We start from the raw sequence: 19,068 nt of genomic DNA on the forward strand, positions 1-19,068 counted from the left end.
GCGGCCACGCCCGCGGCTCTGTCCTCCGGCGACGGTAGCAGGCGGTCTAGACCAAACCACCACGTCGGGCACTGCCGCGTGAACTACCCACCCCGGCGGTCGGTTCGCCCTTCCGAAGGAGCTGGAAGCACATCGCCGCTCAGGCGGCGTGCGCGGGGAGCGCGACACCGGTGAGGCGTTCGGCCTCCGCCCACAGCCGCGCGTTGAGCGCGTCGTCGAGCGCCCTGCGGGTCGTGCGTGCCGTGGCGGTGGGGCCGACGAGGCCGAAGCGTCCGCCGGGGCCGTAGTAGCCGGCGGCCACCGCGTCGGGGCTGGTGGCAGCGTACAGCAGAGGTTCGGTGCCTTGCTCCGCGTCCTGCGAGGGCAGGAGGTCGATCTTGGTGAACAGCCGGGTGACGGTCATCCTGCCGGTGCCGAGACTGGCGCCCGCCGTCTGGAGGTTGGTGCGGGTGTAGCCGGGGTGCGCGCCGGTGCTCAGCAGGTTCCAGCCGCGCTCGGCGGAGATCCGCGCGAGCTGCCTGGTGAGGATGAGGTCGGCGAGCTTGGACTGCGCGTAGGAGCGGTTCGCGCTGTAGCGCCGGCTCCGCCACTGGAGGTCGGTGAAGCCGATTCTGCCGTAGTTGGCCGAGCCGCTGCTCATGGTCGCCACCCGCGGGGACTCGGCGGCGAGCAGGAGCGGGAGGAGCCGTACGGTCAGGGCGAACGGGCCGAGGAAGTTGCTGCCCATCTGGAGCTCGAAGCCGTCGACCGTCTCCAGCCGGGAGGGCGGGGCCATCACTCCGGCGTTGTTGACCAGCAGGTCGAGCGGGGTGCCGTCGGCGATGAGCCCGTCGGCGAACTCCTTGACGGAGGCCAGATCGGCGAGGTCGACACGGCGTACGTCGAGACGGGCCTGTGGGTGCCGGGCCAGGATCTCGTCGCGGGCCCGCTCGCCCTTGGCGAGCGTACGGACGGCCATGACGACGTGCGCCCCGGCGTCGGCGAGCCGCCGGACGGCCTCCTTGCCGGTGCCGCTGTTGGCGCCGGTGACGACGGCGTACTTACCGCTCTGGTCGGGGACGGTGTACATGGCGACTCCTTCGGGTGATACGCGGATGACGTGCGAGGACAGTGGACGGCGGCCGTAGGAGACCGTCGGTCTCTTGCACTTCCGAAGCTATCAGACCGCCGGTCCGATAACAACAGACCGCAGGTCTGTAGACTCGCGCCATGGCACACACCTTCCAGCGCGCACGCAATGAGGAGCAGCGCGCCCAGCGCCGGCAGGCGATCCTCGACACGACGGCCTCGATGCTGACCGAGATGCCGGTGGCCCAGGTGACCCTGAACGAGCTGAGCCGACGGGTCGGGCTGGCGAAGTCGAACGTCCTGCGCTACTTCGAGTCGCGTGAGGCCGTACTCCTCGAATTGCTCGATGCGGCGTCCGGGGAGTGGCTGGAGTACCTGGAGGACGCGCTCTCCTCAGGGGTCGACGCCACCGCACCGCTGACCGAGCGTGGCGACCGGGTGGCGGCCGTGGTCGCCGGCTCGCTGGGTGACCGCCCGGTTCTGTGCGACCTGACCAGCTCCCAGGCGGCGGTCCTGGAGCGCAACGTGTCGCCTGCCGTCGCGGCCGAGTACAAACGCGCCGCGATCGCGAACGTCGGCGCGCTGGCCGGCTCGGTGCGCGCCCGGGTGCCCGAACTCGGCGAGGAGGACGCGCTGCGGTTCGCCGCCCTCTGTGTCATGACGACGGGCTCGATATGGACGCACACCCAGCCGTCTGCGGCGATGATCGCGGCATACGAGGCGGACCCCTCGCTGGCGGCCCTGCGGATCGAGTTCACCGCGACGCTGCGGCAGGTCCTGGAGGTCGTGCTCTCGGGGCTGCTGGCACGTGCGTCACGGTGAGAGCGGGCCCGGGGCGCCGATCTCGTACTGCCTGATCTCCATGCTGAGTACGACCGGGGACGGCTGTGACTCACCTGCCGTCCTGGCCAGACGAGCCGCCAGGTGCTCCGGTGACTCCCACCGCTCGTACACGTTCACACGCCCCGGCTCGACGGGGTCGGCGGCCACCACGTAGTCGAGACAGCCGGGTTCGGCCCGCGCCCGCGACTGGGCCGCCTCGAAGCCCGCGAGGAACGCATCGCGGGTGTCCGGATCGACGTATCCCTTGCCGGCGACGATCAGCATCTCGGGGCCTCCGTGGTATCCGGGGATCTCGCACGAGTGGTGCCTGGACCGCTCGCGTTCTCCCGCGCGCGGACCCGGTCGCGTACAGCGGGGGCCGCGCCGGACGCCGGCCGGCCGCCCCGGCGCGACGGGTGGCGGGCCTTGGCATGCTGGGGGCATGAGCACCGCGCGTACCCACTCCGTCCCCCGCGTCATCTTCGATCTCGACGGCACCCTCGTGGACAGCGAGCCGAACTACTACGAGGCCGGGCGGCGGCTGCTCGCCCGGTACGGGATACCCGACTTCAGCTGGGAGCACCACACCCGGTACATCGGCATCAGTACGCGGGAGACGCTGGAGGCGCTGCGCGCGGAGTACCGGATCGGCGCGCCGGTCGACGAGCTGCTGACCGCCAAGAACCGCCTGTACCTGGAGCTGGCGCGCGCCTCGACCGAGGTCTTTCCCGAGATGCGGAAGTTCGTGGAGCGGCTGCACGCGCGAGGGGTGCCCATGGCCGTGGCGTCGGGCTCGTCCCGCGACGCCATCGAGGCCGTGCTCGGCGGCACGGGACTGGACCCCTACCTCACCCTCGCCGTCTCGGCCGAGGAGGTCCCGCACGGCAAGCCCGCACCCGATGTCTTCCTGGAGGCCGCGCGGCGCCTCGGCGCGGACCCCGCGGACTGCGTGGTGCTGGAGGACGCGCCGCCGGGCGTGGTGGCGGCGCGCGCGGCGGGTATGCGGTGCGTGGCCGTGCCGTACGTGCCGGGCACCGCCGACGATCCGGCGTTCCTCGGGGCGGAGCTGCTCTTCGCGCGCGGGCAGAGCGAGTTCACGGCGCGGGCGGCCGAGGCCTGGCTGAGCGGGAGCGTGCGGGACCCGCGCCGGGCGCGTTAGCCGCCCGCCGTCCGGAGCCGTCCGGCGGTCGCTGCTGCTCGTGCTCCGACAGGTGGTCGCCGAGGCGGTCCGGACGGTGCTCCCAGTCGGTGCGCTGCCGCCCGATCCAGTCCTCGGCCGTCCGCAGCCCGGCCGGCTCGATGTGACAGACGCGGACCCGGCCGGTCTTCTCCGACCGGACCAGCGCGCACGCCTCGAGCACCTGGAGGTGCTGCATCACGGCGGGCAGCGACATCTCCAGAGGCCGCGCGAGCTGGCTGACGGAGAGCGGGCCACCGATCAGCCGCTCGACGATCTCCCGCCGGGTCCGGTCCGCCAGCGCGTGGAACACCGCGTCCAGCGAGCCCTCACAGTTAGGCATGTACTTAACTATGAAGGCTCGGGACGCAAACAGTCAAGGGATCACTTAAGTATCAGCCGGTTCCGTCGGCCGCGGCCATCAGCCCGGCGATGTCGATCTTCTTCATGCCGAACATCGCCTTCATCGCCCGCTGACCGCGCTCCGGGTCCGGCCCGTTGAGCAGCTCGGTCATCCCGGTCGGCGCGACCTGCCAGGACAGTCCGTACCTGTCCTTCAGCCAGCCACAGGGGCCCTCCTCGCCACCCTCGGTGAGCTTCGCCCAGTAGTAGTCGATCTCGTCCTGGTCCGCGCACTCGATCAGGAACGAGATGGCTTCGTCGAAGGTGAACTGCGGGCCGCCGTTGATTCCGATGTAGGTCTGGCCGTCGAGCTCGTACTCCACGGTCAGCACCGAGCCGGCCTTCCCGGGTCCGGCCTCGCCGTAGTGGGTGATGGCCGTGATCCTGGAGTTCGGGAAGATCCCGACGTAGAACTCGGCGGCCTCCTCGGCCTGGGTGTCGAACCAGAGATTGGGTGTGGTCTTCGGCATCGCTGTCTCCCGGTGTCGGCGGCTTGTTCTGCCTCTCCCCCTCCGACTGTCGCACCGCCCGGAACTCATCGCAGAGGGCGGTTCGACCGGACAGCGGCTCACCCGGTGGCGAGGGCGATCTCCGTCGACTTGATCAGCGCGGTGACGCCCGTTCCGGGGGTGAGCCCCAGCTCCTCCACGGCCTCCTTGGTGACCACGGCGGTCAGCTCGGCGCCGTCCACGGCCACCTTGACGTTCGCGAGGGCGGCCCCGAGAACGATCTCGGTGAGCGTGCCGGGGAGACGGTTGCGGATGCTCAGCCCCTCCACCGGCCCGGTGGCCAGGGACACCTCGGTCGCCTTGGCCAGCACATGTACGGCGGTGCCCACCCCGATGCCGAGTTCGTGCACGGCCTCCAGGGTGACGGCGGCGGTGATGTCCTGCCCGCCCGACAGATGGACCCCGACCGTCGCCATGACCTCGTCGGGGGTGACGGCGGTGACGGTGCCGGCGATCTGGTTGCGGATGGTCAGCTGCATGCGTGGTTCGGCCTCTCGCTGGTCCGGCGGACAGGGGTGAGGCCATTCAAAAGGATGAGCGAAGGCAAGCCACCCATCGACACCCGTGGCGGCTCCTGTCTCGTGGCCCGCCTTCGGACGCGACATCCGGAGGGGATGGTGGGCGGGGAGGCCCGCCCACCACCGCTCTCAGGATTCGAGCCAGCCGTGCGAGCGCGCCAGCTCGATCACCGACGTGCGCACCCGTTTGATCTGGTCGCCGGTCAGCGTCCCGTCGGCCTGGAGCAGCGCCTCGGTCAGCTCGTTCCGCAGCTCCACCTGGGACAGCACGTCCGAGTACTCGCCGTGCGGGTCCACCTGCCCCTGCGCCTGCCCCGTGCCGGACGCGCCCCGCTGCCCCTGCGGCGCGGCGGGGGCGTGCACGAGTCTGATCTGTGACGCCTTGGGGCCCTTGTCCCCCATCTCCAGGAAGTACTCGACCTCACTGCCCGCCTTGTACTGGTACTTCTCGTCCAGCAGATCGTTGGCGTGCATGAACACGTCCTCGTCCCCCTCACTGGGGACGATGAACCCGTATCCGCGAACCTCGTCGAACCTCAGCACTCGCCCTACATGCAGCACAGCCCCTACCTCCACGGCCCTACCTCTACCTCGATTACCTCTGCCGGGGTCCACAACGGCCCCCGGGCAACCTCTCACATCCTCCCGCCTGGGAGAATCCGTCGCCAGTAGATCAACACGAGTCGGGGGCACGATGGGCACCGTGGTGCGGGTACCGCAGACCCGGGACATGATCGGGGAAGAGCTCTCGGGGGACGAGGCGTGGGCGGCGCTGCGCACCTATGGCGGGCGCAAGTTGCTGACCGACGCGTTCCTGCGGTTCCGGTACGCGGACGGCTTCAGCTTCGCCAGGGCGCTGGCCTTCCAGTTCGTCCTGGCGCTGGTGCCGTTCAGCATCGCGCTGGTCGGCGTCGCGACGTCCCTGCACACGGAGAGTGTCGGCCGGGTCGTCGAGTTGACGCTCACCCGAATAGCACCCGGTCCCAGCGCGGAGCTGATCCGCACCTCGCTGGGCCGCACCGAGGAGGGGGCCGGTTCCGGTCCCGGGGGTGAGCTGGCCGTCTGGCTCGGTCTCGCGTTCGCGACGCTGAATCTCGCGTCGGCCATGGCCCAGATCGAGCGGGGCGCGAACCGTATCTACGGGGTGGAGCGGGACCGCCCGTTCCTCGCCAAGTACGCCCGCGCGCTCGTACTCGTCGTCGCCGCCGGGCTGCCGCTGGTCGGCGGGTTCCTCGTCCTGGTCGGTGGCAAGGCCGTCGGAAGCGCACTCGCCGAGACCTTCGGGTGGGGCGAGCCGGCGCAGGACGCCTGGGGGCTGCTGCGGATTCCGGTGGGCATCCTGCTGACGTGGCTGGCCTCGGCCGTGCTGTTCCGCCGGGCCCCGCGCCGCGACCAACCGGGTTATACGTGGCTGGCGTTCGGCTCGGCCGTGCATCTTCTGCTGTGGGTCGGCGCCACGTGGCTGCTCACGCTGTACGTCGGGTTCAGCGGGTCGTTCGGCTCGGTGTACGGGCCGCTGACGGCGTTCGTCGCGCTGCTGCTCTGGTCGAACCTGGCGGGCATCTCGCTCTTCCTCGGTCTGTCGCTGGCCGCGCAGTTGGAGTCCGCGCGAGCGGGACAGCACGACCCCGTGCACCCCGATCCGGGGCACGGCGGCGACCCGGACCATGTCTGAGCGTTCGTCTCCCCCAAGTCCGGTGCCAGGTGCGCTCAGTGCGAGCCGGATCGACACCCGCGCGCTGGCGCTGAAGGACGTCACCGCCGTGGGCGTGCTGAGCGCGTCACCCGCGCTCGCCCGCACGATCGGGCACTACGCGTCGGGCGCGGTCGATCCGCGACCGCTGGTCGCGAGCACCGTGGCGCTGGAGTCGCTGGCACAGGTGCTGGCGGGGGTACGGCCCGAGGGGGCGGGGCCGGGGCCCAAGATCCACGTCGATCCCCGGCTGTGAGCGCGGTGCGCGAGCCGGGCGGCGGCGGATCCGTCGCCGGCCGCCGCCGTCCCGCTCGTGCTCGTGACCGCGCTCGTGCTTCTCGTACTTGTGGGTCGCGCCGTTCTCAGACGTTGACGCCGAAGTCGGCCGCGATACCGGCCAGTCCGGAGGCGTAACCCTGGCCCACGGCGCGGAACTTCCACTCCGCACCGTGCCGGTACAGCTCGCCGAAGACCATCGCGGTCTCCGTCGAGGCGTCCTCGGTGAGGTCGTAGCGCGCCAGTTCGGCGCCGCCGGCCTGGTTCACCACACGGATGAACGCGTTGCGGACCTGGCCGAAGCTCTGCCCACGTGAGCCGGCCTCGTGGATGGAGACCGGGAAGACGATCTTGTCGACATCGGCGGGGACACCGGCGAGGTTGACCTTCAGCGACTCGTCGTCACCGTCGCCCTCACCGGTGAGGTTGTCACCGGTGTGCTCGACCGAGCCGTCAGGGCTTTTCAGGTTGTTGTAGAAGATGAAGTGCTGGTCGGAGAGCACCCGGCCGGCGCTGTTGACGAGCAGCGCGCTCGCGTCGAGGTCGAAGTCGGCGCCGGTGGTGCTGCGCGCGTCCCAGCCGAGGCCGACGAGCACCGCCGTCAGGCCCGGCGCCTCCTTGCTCAGCGAAACATTGCCACCCTTGCCCAGGGAAACGCCCACGATCTCCTCCTGCTGTTCGTGACTGAAAAGTGGATCAAAATCTATAACACCGGAGAACCAACGGTCCGGGTATCTTCCAGGCTCGAACGGTTCGGCGCGACCCGAGGTGCGGGACGGCGTGCGGGGTGGGGCGCGAGGGGCCGCAGTGGCATCGCGGAGAGGTCTTCGTGGAATTCCGTCCATCGCTGGGACTGGAGTGGCTGAAGCGGGGCAGGCGGTGACACAGACGGAGAAGTGGACGTAAGAAGGGTGTCCGGACCGACGGTCGCCACGGGGAATGGATCGTACGCATGGACCAGCGGGTGGAAGAGACCAAGGACCGCTGCACGGGCCCGGGCACGGGCCGGGTGGTCAGACACGGCGCGGTGTTCAGCGGGGATTCGGAAATGATCGGGGAGGCACGCCGCTTCGCGGCCGACTTCCTCGGGACCGCGCGGACCGAGCAGGGCGCGAAGGTGCCCTCCCGGGTGATCGGTACGGCGCAGTTGGTCGTCAGCGAGCTGGTGACCAACGCGTGCAAGTACGCACCCGGCCCCTGCCTGCTTGACCTGGTGTTCGACGGGGACGTGGTGGAGATCACCGTGTGGGACACGGACTCCACGCTGCCGGTGCCGCGCGCCACCGAGCCCGGCCGGATCGGGCAGCACGGGATGGAGATCGTCATCGCGCTGTGCGAGGGATACGACGTCCGCCGGGAGCCCGTCGGCAAGCGCATCAAGGTCCGCCTCGCGGCCTCGGACGACGGCCGGGCGTAGCCCCTGGGGCGTGTCCGGAATGCAGCGCCGTCCGCCCGCGGGGCGGGACCTGCGGCGTCCCGGCGCGGTGCATCGCAAGACGGAGGACCGGCGCTGTGGATGAACCGGCGGTACTCGGCCGACCCCGACAACGCGGGGGCCACGGGGGAGAGATGCCGCGCCAGGCGTCACGGACCAGGCGGGACTTTCCGGACACCCTCCAGGCCCTGCCCGGCGGAGCCGACATCGGGTGCCGGCTCCGGAGCGCCCGGCGGACGGCCTGAGCGTTCCGCCGTCCAGTGCCGGGCAGGCCGGTCGTCTCGTCCGAGCGCCGGGCCGCCCGCCCGCGCTCCGGGGCTCTCCTGGGTCCTGTCCTCCACCTGCGCCCACGAGGGGCACTGGAGGAATTTGGGGCCCAGTGCCTCTCCCGTGCGGGAGGCGAGGAACGCGCGGTACGCGTGGGCGGTGACCGGTTCCAGCCGTAGGTCCCGGCTGTCCTGCCGCTGCCCGGTCCGGCCTGCCGTCACAAGGAGTGCTGACACAGTGTGAGCCTCTCTTCCACCCCGGCCTGCTCTGCGGGGACGCCGAGGATGCTCACAGCCGCCCGTGACCGCTCCGCGCGCCGAATGTGACGGGACGACGACCGTTTCCCATCAGTGCCCGTCACATTGGCCGCACGCCTCTCACCTGCGTGTTTCGCGTGCTTAGAGTCGCGTTGTCCCATTGCCCCTGCCTTCCGACGGAGGTCTCCGTTGCGCCACTCATCCGCGCGTACCGCGTCCGTACGTCCCGCGTCCGTACGTCGCGTATCCGTACACCACCCGTCCGTACGTCTCGCGATCGCGCCCGTCGTCCTCGTCTCGCTGGCCGCCTCGCTCACCGCCTGTTCGTCCGCCGCCTCGGGTGAGACGGCGGACGGCAAGCACCCGGCGGGCGGCAAGGCGACGCAGGCCGCCGCGAGCCCGGCCACCGTCACCGTGGCCCCGAGCGGGAAGGACGCCGAGGCGGGCCGCCCGGTGAAGGTCACCGCGCACGGCGGCACGCTCACCTCCGTCACGGTCACCGACGACCGGGGCCGGACCCTCAAGGGCTCGATGGAGCCGAAGGGCACGGTCTGGGTCTCCGACCGCAACGCGGTGCCCGGCGCCTCGTACACGGTCACGGCGGCGACCCGCACCGAGGACGGCGGGAAGGGGCGGTCCGAGGCGGCGTTCAGCACCGCCCGCGCCGGCAAGGTCAACAAGACCGACTGACGGCCCGGCGAGGGCGCCACGGTCGGCGTCGCGCAGCCGGTCTCACTCGTCTTCGACAACCCGGTCGCCAACAAGGCCGAGGTGGAACGCCGGTTGAAGGTCACCACCTCCAACGACACCCAGCGCTCCTGGGGTTGGGTCCGGGACTGGTCGGGACGGGACCGGGTCGACTGGCGGCCGAGGACGTACTGGCGACCCGGCACGAAGGTCACGCTGCGCGCCGAGTTGAACGGCACCGACTCCGGGCCCGGCGGCGGCTGGTTCGTGAGGGACTACTCGACCACCTTCACCGTGGGCGCCCGCCAGGTGGTCGAGGTCGATCTGGACAAGCACCGCCTCACCCTGGAGCGCGACGGCAGGACCGTACGCGAGATCCCGGTCTCCGGCGGCACCCCCGGTGGGGACAGACGGTCCTGGCGCGGCACGGCGGTGCTGATGGCCAAGGAGGGGACGATCAACATGAACTCCGAGACCGTGGGCCTCGGTGACGCCTACGACAAGATGGTCGACCACTCGATGCGGCTGACCTGGTCCGGGATGTAGGCGCACGCGGCGCCGTGGAACGCGAAGTACCTGGGCGTCGCCAACCGGAGTTCCGGCTGCATCGGGATGAGCGACGCCGACGCCGCCTGGTTCTACCGGCAGGTGCGGGTGGGCGACCCGTTCGAGATCAAGGGCGCCGACACCAAGGGCACGGTTGAGCCGGGGAACGGCTTCGGGGCCTGGAACCTGTCGTGGCCGAAGTGGCGGGAGCGCAGCGCCCTGGACTGATCGCGCGGCCGGTGTATCGGGCAACGTTCTCTGTTCTCGATGGACCTGACCTCCGTTCACCCGGCGTTCGGTTTGGCCTCCGAGACTCTGCGGTTGCCCCCCGCGCCGGAAGTTGAACGAAAGGCTTCAACCGTGAAGGACAAGAACACCGAAGACCCCGAGCGCTCCGCACTCTCCCGGCGTCGGCTCGTCAAGTTCGCGGGCGTCGGCGCGACCCTCGCCGCGGCGGCCCCGCTGGTCGGCGCCGGTGCCGCTTTCGGCAACGAGGACGACGACGACCGCCGCGGGCCGGGCGGCTCCGGCGACTCCCGCAGACGCGCCTGGCGCGCCGGTGACCACCACGTTCACTCGGAGTACAGCGGCTCGTTCGACACGACGAAGAACCCGCCGGTGTTCAAGAAGGGCGCCGACGCGGTCTACCCGATCGTCACCAACGCGATCATGGCGAAGAACTTCGGTCTGAGCTGGGCGATGTGCACCGACCACGGCGGTCCGACGCACTCGAAGGTCAACCTGGAGCAGGCCTACCCCGACCTGCTGCGCTCGCGCGTGCTGGTACCCGAGGTGCTCCAGTTCTGGGGCATGGAGTTCGACGCGCCGGCGCTCGACCACCACACGCTGATGATCCCGCACCACACCGACGAGGCGCGGCAGCTGTTCGAGCTGGAGCAGCGCTTCGCCAAGCTCGACCCCTTCCCCGCCGACCCGGGCCGTGACACCGAGGCGAAGATGGTGGAGTTCCTGAAGGCGGCGAAGGACATGCGCCGCAAGCCGCTGGTGATCGCCCACCACGCCTCCCGTTCGGCGCCCGGACTGGGTGTCTACGGTCAGGACACACCGCGCGAGTTCCGTAACGGCAACGACGCCGCGCCCGACATCTACGTCGGCTTCGAGGGCGCTCCGGGCCACCAGGCGGGTCCGCTGAACGGCGGCGCGCGCGGTGGGTACGGCAACTACCCGACGCACGGCGGCTTCGACCAGATGACCGCGCGTGTCGGCGGTCTGTGGGACGCGCTGCTCGGCGAGGGCAGGCGCTGGTGGATCACCGCGACGTCCGACTCGCACGTGCACTGGACGCGTGGCGGCTCCGACTTCTGGCCGGGCGAGTACAGCAAGACGCATGTGCTGGCGCGGCAGGACTACGCCGACATCATGGACGGTCTGCGCAACGGCCGGATCTGGGTCGGCACCGGCGACCTCATCCGGACCCTGGACGTCACCGCGAGCAACCGCGGCGACGTGGCGTCCGTGGGCGAGACGATCACGGTCACCAACCGGGGCCGTACGGATGTCGAGATCGAGATCCGCTTCCGTCCGCTGGACGGCGAGAACGCCAACGGCGACCGTCCCGAGGTGCGTCGCGTCGACCTGATCGTCGGAAAGATCACCGGCAGGAGCGAGGACCGCGACTCCGACACCAACCCCACCACGAAGGTCGTGGCGCGGTTCGGCAGGCGGGACTGGCGCAGGCAGGGCGACGAGTACGTCGTCAAGCACACCCTGCGTGATGTGGACGGTGACCTCTACGCCCGTGTCCGCGGCACCAGCACGGACGAGGCCGAGCCGCTCGCGGACGGTCTCGAAAGCCCGTGGGACGACCTGTGGTTCTACTCCAACCCGGTGTTCGTCAAGGTCCGTTAGTCGGCGACAGGTCCGGGCTCCGCGTCAACGCGTGGAGCCGCAGGGCCAGTTGGATCTCCAATGTGCGGGCCGGGGAGTTCCAGTCCGGGCCGAGGAGCCGGCCGACCCGTTCGAGGCGCTGCACGACCGTGTTCACATGGACGTGCAGCGCCGTCTTGGTACGGGTGAGGCTCGCCCCCTCGGCGAAGTACGCGTCGAGCGTGCCCACGAGGTCGGTGCCGCGCTCGGCGTCGTAGTCGAGCACGGCGCCGAGCGTGGCGCGTACGTAGCCGCCGAGGTCCGCGCGCTCGCCGAGAAGTACGCCGACGAAGCCGAGGTCGTCGGTGGCGCCGCCGTGCCCGGTGTGGCCGAGGACGCGCAGGGCGGACAGACAGCGGCACGCCTCGGTGTGGGTGGTGGGCAGTTCGGCGGGACCGGCGGCCGGGCCCGCGGCCCCGACGGTGACGGGGGAACCGAGTGCCTGGCCGAGTTCGGCGGCCAGCTTGCGCGCGCTCGGGCCGGGGGTGTCGGTGGGCGCGACCAGCACCACGTGTCCCTGGTGGAGTCCGGCCAGACCGTTGCCGGCCTGGGCGCTCCTGGCGGCGACGGCCAGCAGGCGGTGCCGGTCGGTCGTCTCGCTGTCCGCGACGAAGACACAGTGCCGGCGGGCCAGGTCGACACCCAGCCGCCGGGCCCGCGCCGACAGGGCGCCGGGATCGCCGGAGCCGATGAGCAGGTCACCCAGCAGTTCGCCGCGTACCCGGTCCTCCGCCTCGGCGACCGAGCGGCGCAGCAGCAGGAGCAGCGCCGTGACGACCGCCGCGCGTTCGAACAGGAGCCGGTCGACGTCCGCGAGGTCGGCGCGCCCGGTGAGGGCGATGCTGCCGAGGAGTTCGGGGCCGGCGAGGACCGCGCAGACCCAGGTGCCGTTCAGCGGGACCGCCCGGCCGCTCGCCCTGGACGCGGCGACCGCGGGGGTCAGTGGCGCCAGTGATTCGGCGCGGGCGCGGGCGAGTTCGGCGCCGTCCGCGTCGTGGATGAGGATCCCGCCGTCGAGGATGTCGGCGATGGCCGCGGCCACGTCGTCGGCTCCGCCGCCGCGCAGCACGAGGTCGGTGAGCTGGTCGTGCGCCTCCTCGGCGCGGCGCATCTGACGGCTGTGCGTTCGGATGGTCTCCGATGCCGAGTTGAGGTCGACCAGTGCGGCCCGGGTCTCCTCCAGCAGCCGCGCGCCGTCGATGGCGATGGCGGCGTGGTCGGCCAGCGAGGAGAGCAGGGCGACCTCTTCGGCGGCGAACTCGCGGGGCGCCCGGTCGGCCGCGTACAGCACGCCGATGATCCGGGCGCCGACGCGCAGCGGTACGCCGAGGATCGCGCGCAGGCCCTCGTCGAGCACGGCGCTGTCGATGGTGGACGTGTGGTTGAAGCGGGTGTCGCGCTGGTAGTCGCCGGTGGCGTACGGGCGGGCGGTCTGTGCGACGAGTCCGCCGAGGCCCTCACCCATCCCGAGCCGCACCTGCTGGAAGGCCGCGGCCACAGACCCGTCGGTGACCCGCATGTAGGTGTCGCCGGCGAGTTCGTCGTTGAGGGACAGATAGGTGACGTCCGTGCCGAGCAGCAGCTTGGCCCGATGGACGATGGCGCGCAGCACGGCGTCCAGGTCACGGAGCGCGGCCAGGTCGCTGGCGGTGTCGAACAGCGCGGTGAGCTGGGCCTCGCGGCGCCGGTGCTGGCTCAGGGTCCGCCTGATGCGCAGGGCGACGTCGGTGGCGTCGTTGATCGCGGCCAGTTCACCGCCCCGCACGCCGGCCTCGCGGGCTTCGGCGGCGGGGCGGGCGAACTCCTCCGTGGGCGCGCCCCGCGCCAGCAGGTCGAGGAGCCGGCGGAGGGCAGCCACGGAGTGCCGGGTGCCTGGAGCTGTCACGTCGGCGAGCATACGGTGATCACCTCCAGGCGGGCACGGGTGCGACGGCGGGGATGCGGCCCCGGTCCGGGGCCGCCGGTCAGCCGCCGAGCCGGGCGGAGTCCTTGGCGCCGCTCCCGGTACGGCTCGCCGCGGAGCCCTGTGCGGGCTCCGCGTCCGTGTCCACGGCGGGGGCCGCGACGGAGCCGACGAGTCCGTCCTTGGTCAGGTCACGGCCCCTGGTCTCCTTGGCCACCCACACGGTCAGGACGGTGACGAGCGCGGCGGCGCTGAGGTAGATGGACACCGGCACGGACGAGTCGTAGTCCTTGAGCAGTTCGACCGCGATGAGCGGTGCGAGAGCGCCGCCGATGATCGAGGCGAGCTGCGAGCCCATGGAGGCGCCGGAGTAGCGGACCTTCGTGTCGAACATCTCGGAGATGAAGGCCGCCTGCGGCCCGTACATCGCCCCGTGGAACAGCAGACCCACCGTGACCGCGAGGGCGATGACCGGGAACGACTCGGTGTCCAGCAGGGCGAAGAAGGCGTACGCCCAGCCGACCATGCCGATCGCGCCGATCTGGGTGACCGGGCGGCGGCCGAGCCGGTCGGAGAGGGCGCCCCACAGCGGGATGGTGACGAAGTGCACCGCCGAGCCGATCAGGACCGCGTTGAGGGCGTCGCTCTTGGGCAGTTCGAGGTGGACGGTGACGTAGACCAGCACGAAGGCGGTGAGGATGTAGTACGAGACGTTCTCACCGAACCGGGTGCCGATCGCGACGAGCACCTCGCGCCAGCTCTTGCGGAACACCTGGACGACGGGTGCGTCCTCGGTGATCGCCGCGACCGGGTTCTTGGCTCCCCCGGCCGTCTCCGCCTTCCGTGCCGCCTCGGCCGCCTCGTCGGCCGCCTTCTTCTGCGCCTCCAGGAAGACCGGGGACTCCTCCACCGAGATACGTATCCACAGGCCGATCACGACCAGCACACCGGAGAGCAGGAACGGGATGCGCCAGCCCCACGCCAGGAACGCCTCGTCGGACTGGACCGTGGCGAGCAGCGCCAGTACGCCGGTGGCCAGCAGGTTGCCGCCGGGTGCGCCCGCCTGCGGCCAGGAGGCCCAGAACCCGCGCCTCTTGTCGCCGCCGTGCTCGGAGACGATCAGGATCGCGCCGCCCCATTCGCCGCCGAGCGCGAAGCCCTGGACGAGCCGCAGCACGGTGAGCAGGATCGGCGCGCCGACACCGATGGTCGCGTGGGTGGGGAGCAGGCCCATCGCGAAGGTGGCGCCGCCCATCAGCAGGAGGCTGAACACCAGGAGCTTCTTGCGGCCGACCTTGTCCCCGTAGTGGCCGAAGACGATGCCGCCGAGCGGGCGGGCGGCGAAGCCGACCGCGTAGGTGAGGAAGGCGAGCAGTGTGCCGACGAGCGGGTCGCTGCTGGGGAAGAACAGCGTGTTGAAGACCAGCGCGGCGGCGGAGCCGTACAGGAAGAAGTCGTACCACTCGATGGTGGTGCCGACGAGGCTGGCCGCGACGATGCGGCCGATGTTGGCTCGGCGGGGTGGGGTGGAGCTGGGGGCACTCATGGTGGAGTCACCGCGTTTCGTTGGGCGGGCAGGGACGGGGGTGCGGAGCCGGGCGGGAGCGGAATTCTCTGGTCGCGGGCCGGGCGCTGGGTGGGTCAGCCGGCGCCCCACCCGCCGTCGACGGGGAGGGAGGAGCCGGTGATGTAGCCGGTGTCGGGGCCGCAGAGCCAGACGCAGACCGCCGCCACCTCCTCCGGTTCGATCAGCCGCTTGATCGCGGAGCGGTCCAGCAGTACGTCGCTGACGACTTCGTCCGGGGGAATCCCGTGGGCGGCGGCCTGGGCGGCGATCTGCCCTTCCACGAGCGGGGTCCGTACATAACCGGGGTTGACGCAGTTGCTGGTCACACCGTGCTGCGCGCCTTCGAGGGCGGTCACCTTGCTCAGCCCCTCCAGGCCGTGCTTGGCGGCGACGTAGGCGGACTTGAAGGGGCTGGCGCGCAGTCCGTGCATGCTGGAGATGTTGACCACGCGACCCCAGCCGCGGGCGTACATGTGCGGCAGGCAGTGCCGTATCAGCAGGAACGGGGCCGTGAGCATCACCTTCTGCATCAGCTCGAACCTGTCGGGCGGGAAGTCCTCGATGGCCGAGACGTGCTGGAGTCCGGCGTTGTTGACGAGGATGTCCACGCCGGCGGGCAGCCTGTCGATCGCGCCGGTGTCGGCGAGGTCCACGGCGTGGCTCACGCCTCCCGTGTCGGCGGCGACGGCCTTGGCGGCGTCGGCGTCGCGGTCGACGATGTGGACCAGCGCGCCGGCTTCGGCCAGCGCCTCGGCGCAGGCCCGTCCGATGCCGCTGCCACCACCGGTTACCAGGGCGGTGCGGCCGTTGAGCGCCCGTCCCCCCGCGCTCGGCGCGGAGGGATCGGGGCCTGCGTGACGTGGGCTCTTCATGGCCGGAACGGTAGAGACACCTGAACCGACATCCCATGTGACGGTTCACCACAGTGGATGCCGGTCGGGTGGTGTCCTGCACCATAAGGTCCGCCAGGAGCGGCCCACCGTTACGCTACGTGCCCCTCCTGGCTCGCCGGTCGTCCTCCGCTACCCGCCGAGCGGGCACCGGGTGAGCAGTGTGGCCGGATCCGCCCCCTCGGGCAGCGGGAGAGTACGGCTCGGCGGCGGGCGCCTGCCGTCGTCCAGCCAGCGCTCCAGCGCGGTGACGGCCGAGCGGTGACACGGCACCAGCGGGCGGAGCCGGTCGGGGAAGGTGTCGAAGAGCGAGTCGACGTGGGTGCCGCCCTCGACCCGGTAGTACCGGTGCAGCGCGCCCCGGCCCTCCTGGCGCACCATCCGCGCGTACGTGTCGGAGGTCTTGGAGATCGGCAGCAGTACGTCGAGCGTGCCGTGGAAGCTGATCAGCGGTTTGCCGATCCGGCCGGTCAGTTCGATCTTCTCGATGGCGTCACGGACGGCGCCCGGCCGGGACTCGTAGTCGTAGTCGGCGTCGCAGGCGGGGGTCCCCGGGGTGCAGAAGGGTGTCCCGGCCTCGACGGCGCCGTCGTAACCGGGGTCGAGTTCCTCGCGGTAGATGCGCTGGGTGAGGTCCCAGTAGTACTGGTGGTGGTAGGGCCAGAGGAATTCGGAGCCCGCCGGGAATCCGGCCTCCACGATCTTCCGGTGTGCGGCGCCGGCTCCCGCGCCACCGGCCGCGTAGGCGGGGTAGGCGCGCAGGGTGGGTGGCAGGAAGGTGAGCGGATTGGGGTCCTCGGTACGCCAGAGGGTGCCCTCCCAGTCGACCCCGCCGTCGTACAGCTCGGGGTGGTTCTCCAACTGCCAGCGCACGAGGTAGCCGCCGTTGGACATGCCCATCGCGAGGGTACGGGTCACGGGCCGCTGATAGCGCTGGGCGGCCACCTCGCGGGCGGCGAGGTTGAGTTGGGTGACCCGGCGGTTCCACTCGGCGAGGGCGTCGCCGGGCGTGGAGCCGTCGCGGTGGAAGGCGGCACCGGTGTTGCCCTTGTCGGTGGCGGCGTAGGCGTAGCCGCGGGCGAGTACCCAGTCGCCGAAGGCCCGGTCGTTGGCGTACTGCTTGCGGACACCCGGCGACCCGGCGATCACCAGGCCGCCGTTCCAGCGGTCGGGCAGCCGGATCACGAACTGCGAGTCGTGGTTCCAGCCGTGACTGGTGTTGGTGGTCGAGGAGTCGGGAAAGTAGCCGTCGAGCTGGATGCCCGGTACGCCGCTCGGGGTGGCGAGGTCCTTCGGAGTGAGGCCCGCCCAGTCGGCCTCGTCGGTGTGGCCCGAGGCGACGGTCCCGGCGGTCGTCAACTCATCGAGGCAGGCGGCTTGTTGGTGTTCGGCGCCGGGGACGACGATCGTGTCCGCCCTGGCGCAGTGGCCCGGCCGGCCGGTGTCGGCGCCGCCGGGCACCGGGCCCGCCGGGGCCGCGCCGATCGCCGTCAGGGCCGCCGCGGCGAGACAGGTGGCGCGGATCCACCGGGACCGGACTCGGCCGGCGCGGACGCCGGGTGGGACGGGTGGGACGTTCTGTGGGACAAGTGGCATGGGCCATCACTCCGTTACGAGGACACGACACGCGGCACGTGCGGGGCTGCGGGACGCTACCCGTCCGTCAGGGGCAGCGAGCGTCGGCGAGGACGTAGTAACCCGTCGGGGACTCCTTCAACGTGCGGATGACGAACGTGTTGTTGAGGCCCATGTTCTGGTTCGAACCCTTGGCGTACACGTAACCACCGCTGGTGGTGGCCCGCCCGGTGCGCACGTGCTCGTAGTTGCTCGCCGTCCGGCAGACCGCCGCCGCGCCGCCGGTGCCGGCCGTGACCTGCGCCGAGCGCGCGCCCTCGGCGCCGTCCGCGCCGCGCGCCGCCACGCTGTACGCGTGTGTGGTCCCGGCACTCAGACCGCTGTCGGTGTACTGGGTACCGGTCGGCTGGGCCAGGCGCGTACCGCCTCGGTAGACGGCGTAGCCGCTCGCGTCGGCGACCGGCTCCCAGGCCAGGGAGATGGCGGAAGCGGTCGTACCCGTGGCCCGCAGTCCGGTCGGCGCGGGCAGTTGGCCGGGCCCCGGCGCCGACGTGTCGAGTCCGAAGAAACGGGTGACCCAGTAGCTGGAGCAGATGGAGTCGATGAAGTGCGCGGTGCCGGTCGCCCCGCACTGCTCGGCGCCGGTGCCGGGGTCGACCGGCGTGCCGTGCCCGATGTTCGGGACCCGGTTGACCTCCACGGCGACGGTGCCGTCACCGGCCAGGTACTCGTCCCGGCGGGTGTTGTTGGCGCCGATGGTGGAGCTGCGGTCCGGGGTCTGGTCCAGGCCGTGCACCTGGGTCCACTGATCGCGCAGTTCGTCGGCGTTCCTCGGGACGACGGTGGGGTCGTTGTCGCCCTGCCACACCGACACCCTCGGCCACGGGCCGGTGTGGCCGGGGTAGGCGTTTCCTACGCGCTGCGCCCAGTCCTGGGGCGTACGGTCCACGCCGGGGCTCATGCAGGTGAACGCCGACACGACGTCCGTGGCGCATTCGTACGGCAGTCCGGCCATCACCGCGCCGGCCTTGAAGACGTCGGGGTACGCGGCGAGCATGACCGCCGTCATGCCGCCGCCGGCCGACAGCCCGGTGACATTGACCCGCCCGGCGTCGGCGCCGTAGGCCGAGACGGCGTGGGCGACCATCTGCCGGATGGACGCGGCCTCGCCCTGGCCTCGCCGGATGTCGGCGGCCTGGAACCAGTTGAAGCACTTGTTCGCGTTGTTGAGGGACGTCGTCTCGGCGAGGACCAGGAGGAAGCCCTGGCGGTCGGCGAAGGTCGTCAGGCCCGAGTTGTCCGCGTAGATCTGGGCGGACTGCGTGCAGCCGTGCAGCGCGACCACCACGGGCGCGTTCGCGGGCAGGGACGAGGGCCGGTAGACGTACATGTTCAGGCTGCCCGGGTTGGCACCGAAACTGGTCACCCGCTCCAGGGCGACAGCCGCCTGCGCCTCGGGCGCGGGCGGGAGCAGCGCGATTCCGGTCGCCAGGGCGAGGGCGGCCGCGACGCGCCCGAGGACGCGGCGCAGCCGCCCGCGCCGGGTGGGGGGCTGTGTGGGTTGGGTCGGCTCGAACGACGGTGTGTGA

General features: G+C 71.3%; 17 protein-coding genes and 2 pseudogenes. 7 read left to right on the forward strand and 12 right to left on the reverse strand.

The features are described from left to right. Positions 1–139 precede the first annotated feature (139 nt). Positions 140–1,069, reverse strand: a complete 930-nt coding sequence (locus SSPS47_RS02635; RefSeq protein ID WP_164248402.1) for an SDR family oxidoreductase — start codon at positions 1,067–1,069, stop codon at positions 140–142. Between the two features lie 140 nt (positions 1,070–1,209). On the opposite strand from SSPS47_RS02635, the gene SSPS47_RS02640 reads away from it, so the two are divergent. Next, positions 1,210–1,890, forward strand: a complete 681-nt coding sequence (locus tag SSPS47_RS02640) for a TetR/AcrR family transcriptional regulator (protein ID WP_164248404.1) — start codon at positions 1,210–1,212, stop codon at positions 1,888–1,890. On the opposite strand, the gene SSPS47_RS02645 is transcribed toward SSPS47_RS02640, so the two are convergent. Then, positions 1,882–2,175, reverse strand: coding sequence for an antibiotic biosynthesis monooxygenase (locus SSPS47_RS02645; protein WP_164248406.1), 294 nt, complete (start codon positions 2,173–2,175; stop codon positions 1,882–1,884). The genes SSPS47_RS02640 and SSPS47_RS02645 overlap by 9 nt on opposite strands. A gap of 157 nt (positions 2,176–2,332) precedes the next feature. Between SSPS47_RS02645 and SSPS47_RS02650 the strand changes: the two genes are divergently transcribed. After that, entirely contained in the window at positions 2,333–3,049 is a 717-nt protein-coding gene (locus tag SSPS47_RS02650; protein WP_164248408.1) for an HAD family phosphatase, read from the forward strand. Here the strand turns inward: SSPS47_RS02650 and SSPS47_RS02655 are convergent. The 4 genes from SSPS47_RS02655 to SSPS47_RS02670 form a co-directional block, all read right to left on the reverse strand. Continuing rightward, positions 2,985–3,410: a metalloregulator ArsR/SmtB family transcription factor gene (locus SSPS47_RS02655; protein ID WP_239064747.1), complete on the reverse strand. Its 426-nt coding sequence runs from the start codon at positions 3,408–3,410 to the stop codon at positions 2,985–2,987. The genes SSPS47_RS02650 and SSPS47_RS02655 overlap by 65 nt on opposite strands. Before the next feature lie 52 nt (positions 3,411–3,462). Next, the gene (locus SSPS47_RS02660) at positions 3,463–3,939 is read right to left on the reverse strand and encodes a VOC family protein (RefSeq protein WP_147875770.1); all 477 of its coding nucleotides are present in this window, start codon (positions 3,937–3,939) and stop codon (positions 3,463–3,465) included. A gap of 98 nt (positions 3,940–4,037) precedes the next feature. Next, entirely contained in the window at positions 4,038–4,457 is a 420-nt protein-coding gene (locus SSPS47_RS02665) for a TOBE domain-containing protein (protein ID WP_147875771.1), read from the reverse strand. Between the two features lie 168 nt (positions 4,458–4,625). After that, complete coding sequence (locus tag SSPS47_RS02670) at positions 4,626–5,057, reverse strand: cold shock domain-containing protein (protein ID WP_164248410.1); 432 nt, start codon at positions 5,055–5,057, stop codon at positions 4,626–4,628. 133 nt (positions 5,058–5,190) lie between these two features. Between SSPS47_RS02670 and SSPS47_RS02675 the strand changes: the two genes are divergently transcribed. Both SSPS47_RS02675 and SSPS47_RS02680 read left to right on the forward strand, forming a co-directional pair. Next, positions 5,191–6,171, forward strand: a complete 981-nt coding sequence (locus SSPS47_RS02675) for a YihY/virulence factor BrkB family protein (protein WP_164248412.1) — start codon at positions 5,191–5,193, stop codon at positions 6,169–6,171. A 43-nt stretch (positions 6,172–6,214) separates the two neighbouring features. After that, positions 6,215–6,445 (forward strand): annotated as a pseudogene (locus tag SSPS47_RS02680) (alcohol dehydrogenase); the annotation flags it as partial. A 106-nt stretch (positions 6,446–6,551) separates the two neighbouring features. On the opposite strand, the gene SSPS47_RS02685 reads toward SSPS47_RS02680, so the two are convergent. Then, on the reverse strand, positions 6,552–7,127 hold the full coding sequence (locus tag SSPS47_RS02685; RefSeq protein WP_147875776.1) for a TerD family protein: 576 nt from the start codon (positions 7,125–7,127) through the stop codon (positions 6,552–6,554). 290 nt (positions 7,128–7,417) lie between these two features. Here SSPS47_RS02685 and SSPS47_RS02690 point away from each other — a divergent pair, with 290 nt between their 5' ends. The 3 genes and pseudogenes from SSPS47_RS02690 (at position 7,418) to SSPS47_RS02700 (ending at position 11,526) form a co-directional block, all read left to right on the forward strand. Further along, positions 7,418–7,882: an ATP-binding protein gene (locus SSPS47_RS02690; RefSeq protein ID WP_239064748.1), complete on the forward strand. Its 465-nt coding sequence runs from the start codon at positions 7,418–7,420 to the stop codon at positions 7,880–7,882. An 818-nt stretch (positions 7,883–8,700) separates the two neighbouring features. Further along, positions 8,701–9,885 (forward strand): annotated as a pseudogene (locus tag SSPS47_RS02695) (Ig-like domain-containing protein). Between the two features lie 132 nt (positions 9,886–10,017). After that, positions 10,018–11,526, forward strand: coding sequence for a phosphoesterase (locus tag SSPS47_RS02700; RefSeq protein ID WP_164248414.1), 1,509 nt, complete (start codon positions 10,018–10,020; stop codon positions 11,524–11,526). On the opposite strand, the gene SSPS47_RS02705 is transcribed toward SSPS47_RS02700, so the two are convergent. From SSPS47_RS02705 to SSPS47_RS02725, 5 genes are all read right to left on the reverse strand, one after another. Further along, entirely contained in the window at positions 11,513–13,441 is a 1,929-nt protein-coding gene (locus tag SSPS47_RS02705) for a GAF domain-containing protein (protein WP_147875785.1), read from the reverse strand. The genes SSPS47_RS02700 and SSPS47_RS02705 overlap by 14 nt on opposite strands. Before the next feature lie 67 nt (positions 13,442–13,508). Continuing rightward, positions 13,509–14,993 (reverse strand): MFS transporter, encoded by a 1,485-nt coding sequence (locus tag SSPS47_RS02710; RefSeq protein WP_164248416.1) that lies wholly within the window; start codon positions 14,991–14,993, stop codon positions 13,509–13,511. Between the two features lie 95 nt (positions 14,994–15,088). Continuing rightward, positions 15,089–15,886 carry a 3-hydroxybutyrate dehydrogenase gene (locus tag SSPS47_RS02715; protein WP_147875787.1) on the reverse strand — a complete coding sequence of 266 codons (798 nt, stop codon included), beginning with the start codon at positions 15,884–15,886 and terminating at the stop codon, positions 15,089–15,091. Positions 15,887–16,036: 150 nt separating this feature from the next. After that, a complete protein-coding gene (locus SSPS47_RS02720; RefSeq protein ID WP_164248418.1) occupies positions 16,037–17,500 on the reverse strand; it encodes a 3-hydroxybutyrate oligomer hydrolase family protein in 1,464 nt (487 codons plus the stop codon). A gap of 67 nt (positions 17,501–17,567) precedes the next feature. Continuing rightward, entirely contained in the window at positions 17,568–19,010 is a 1,443-nt protein-coding gene (locus tag SSPS47_RS02725; RefSeq protein ID WP_239065208.1) for a PHB depolymerase family esterase, read from the reverse strand. Between the last annotated feature and the right edge of the window lie 58 nt (positions 19,011–19,068).

Origin of the sequence: Streptomyces sp. S4.7 (genome assembly GCF_010384365.1) — a bacterium.
Lineage (GTDB): Bacteria > Actinomycetota > Actinomycetes > Streptomycetales > Streptomycetaceae > Streptomyces.

Excerpts from the sequence above, each read along its gene's own strand:
- SSPS47_RS02640 (WP_164248404.1), top strand. The coding sequence starts at position 1,210 with ATGGCACACACCTTCCAGCGCGCACGCAATGAGGAGCAGCGCGCCCAG.
- SSPS47_RS02665 (WP_147875771.1), bottom strand. The coding sequence starts at position 4,457 with ATGCAGCTGACCATCCGCAACCAGATCGCCGGCACCGTCACCGCCGTC.
- SSPS47_RS02635 (WP_164248402.1), bottom strand. The coding sequence starts at position 1,069 with ATGTACACCGTCCCCGACCAGAGCGGTAAGTACGCCGTCGTCACCGGC.
- SSPS47_RS02645 (WP_164248406.1), bottom strand. The coding sequence starts at position 2,175 with ATGCTGATCGTCGCCGGCAAGGGATACGTCGATCCGGACACCCGCGAT.
- SSPS47_RS02675 (WP_164248412.1), top strand. The coding sequence starts at position 5,191 with ATGGGCACCGTGGTGCGGGTACCGCAGACCCGGGACATGATCGGGGAA.
- SSPS47_RS02715 (WP_147875787.1), bottom strand. The coding sequence starts at position 15,886 with ATGAAGAGCCCACGTCACGCAGGCCCCGATCCCTCCGCGCCGAGCGCG.
- SSPS47_RS02710 (WP_164248416.1), bottom strand. The coding sequence starts at position 14,993 with ATGAGTGCCCCCAGCTCCACCCCACCCCGCCGAGCCAACATCGGCCGC.
- SSPS47_RS02650 (WP_164248408.1), top strand. The coding sequence starts at position 2,333 with ATGAGCACCGCGCGTACCCACTCCGTCCCCCGCGTCATCTTCGATCTC.
- SSPS47_RS02720 (WP_164248418.1), bottom strand. The coding sequence starts at position 17,500 with ATGCCACTTGTCCCACAGAACGTCCCACCCGTCCCACCCGGCGTCCGC.
- SSPS47_RS02705 (WP_147875785.1), bottom strand. The coding sequence starts at position 13,441 with ATGCTCGCCGACGTGACAGCTCCAGGCACCCGGCACTCCGTGGCTGCC.
- SSPS47_RS02655 (WP_239064747.1), bottom strand. The coding sequence starts at position 3,410 with ATGCCTAACTGTGAGGGCTCGCTGGACGCGGTGTTCCACGCGCTGGCG.
- SSPS47_RS02660 (WP_147875770.1), bottom strand. The coding sequence starts at position 3,939 with ATGCCGAAGACCACACCCAATCTCTGGTTCGACACCCAGGCCGAGGAG.
- SSPS47_RS02690 (WP_239064748.1), top strand. The coding sequence starts at position 7,418 with ATGGACCAGCGGGTGGAAGAGACCAAGGACCGCTGCACGGGCCCGGGC.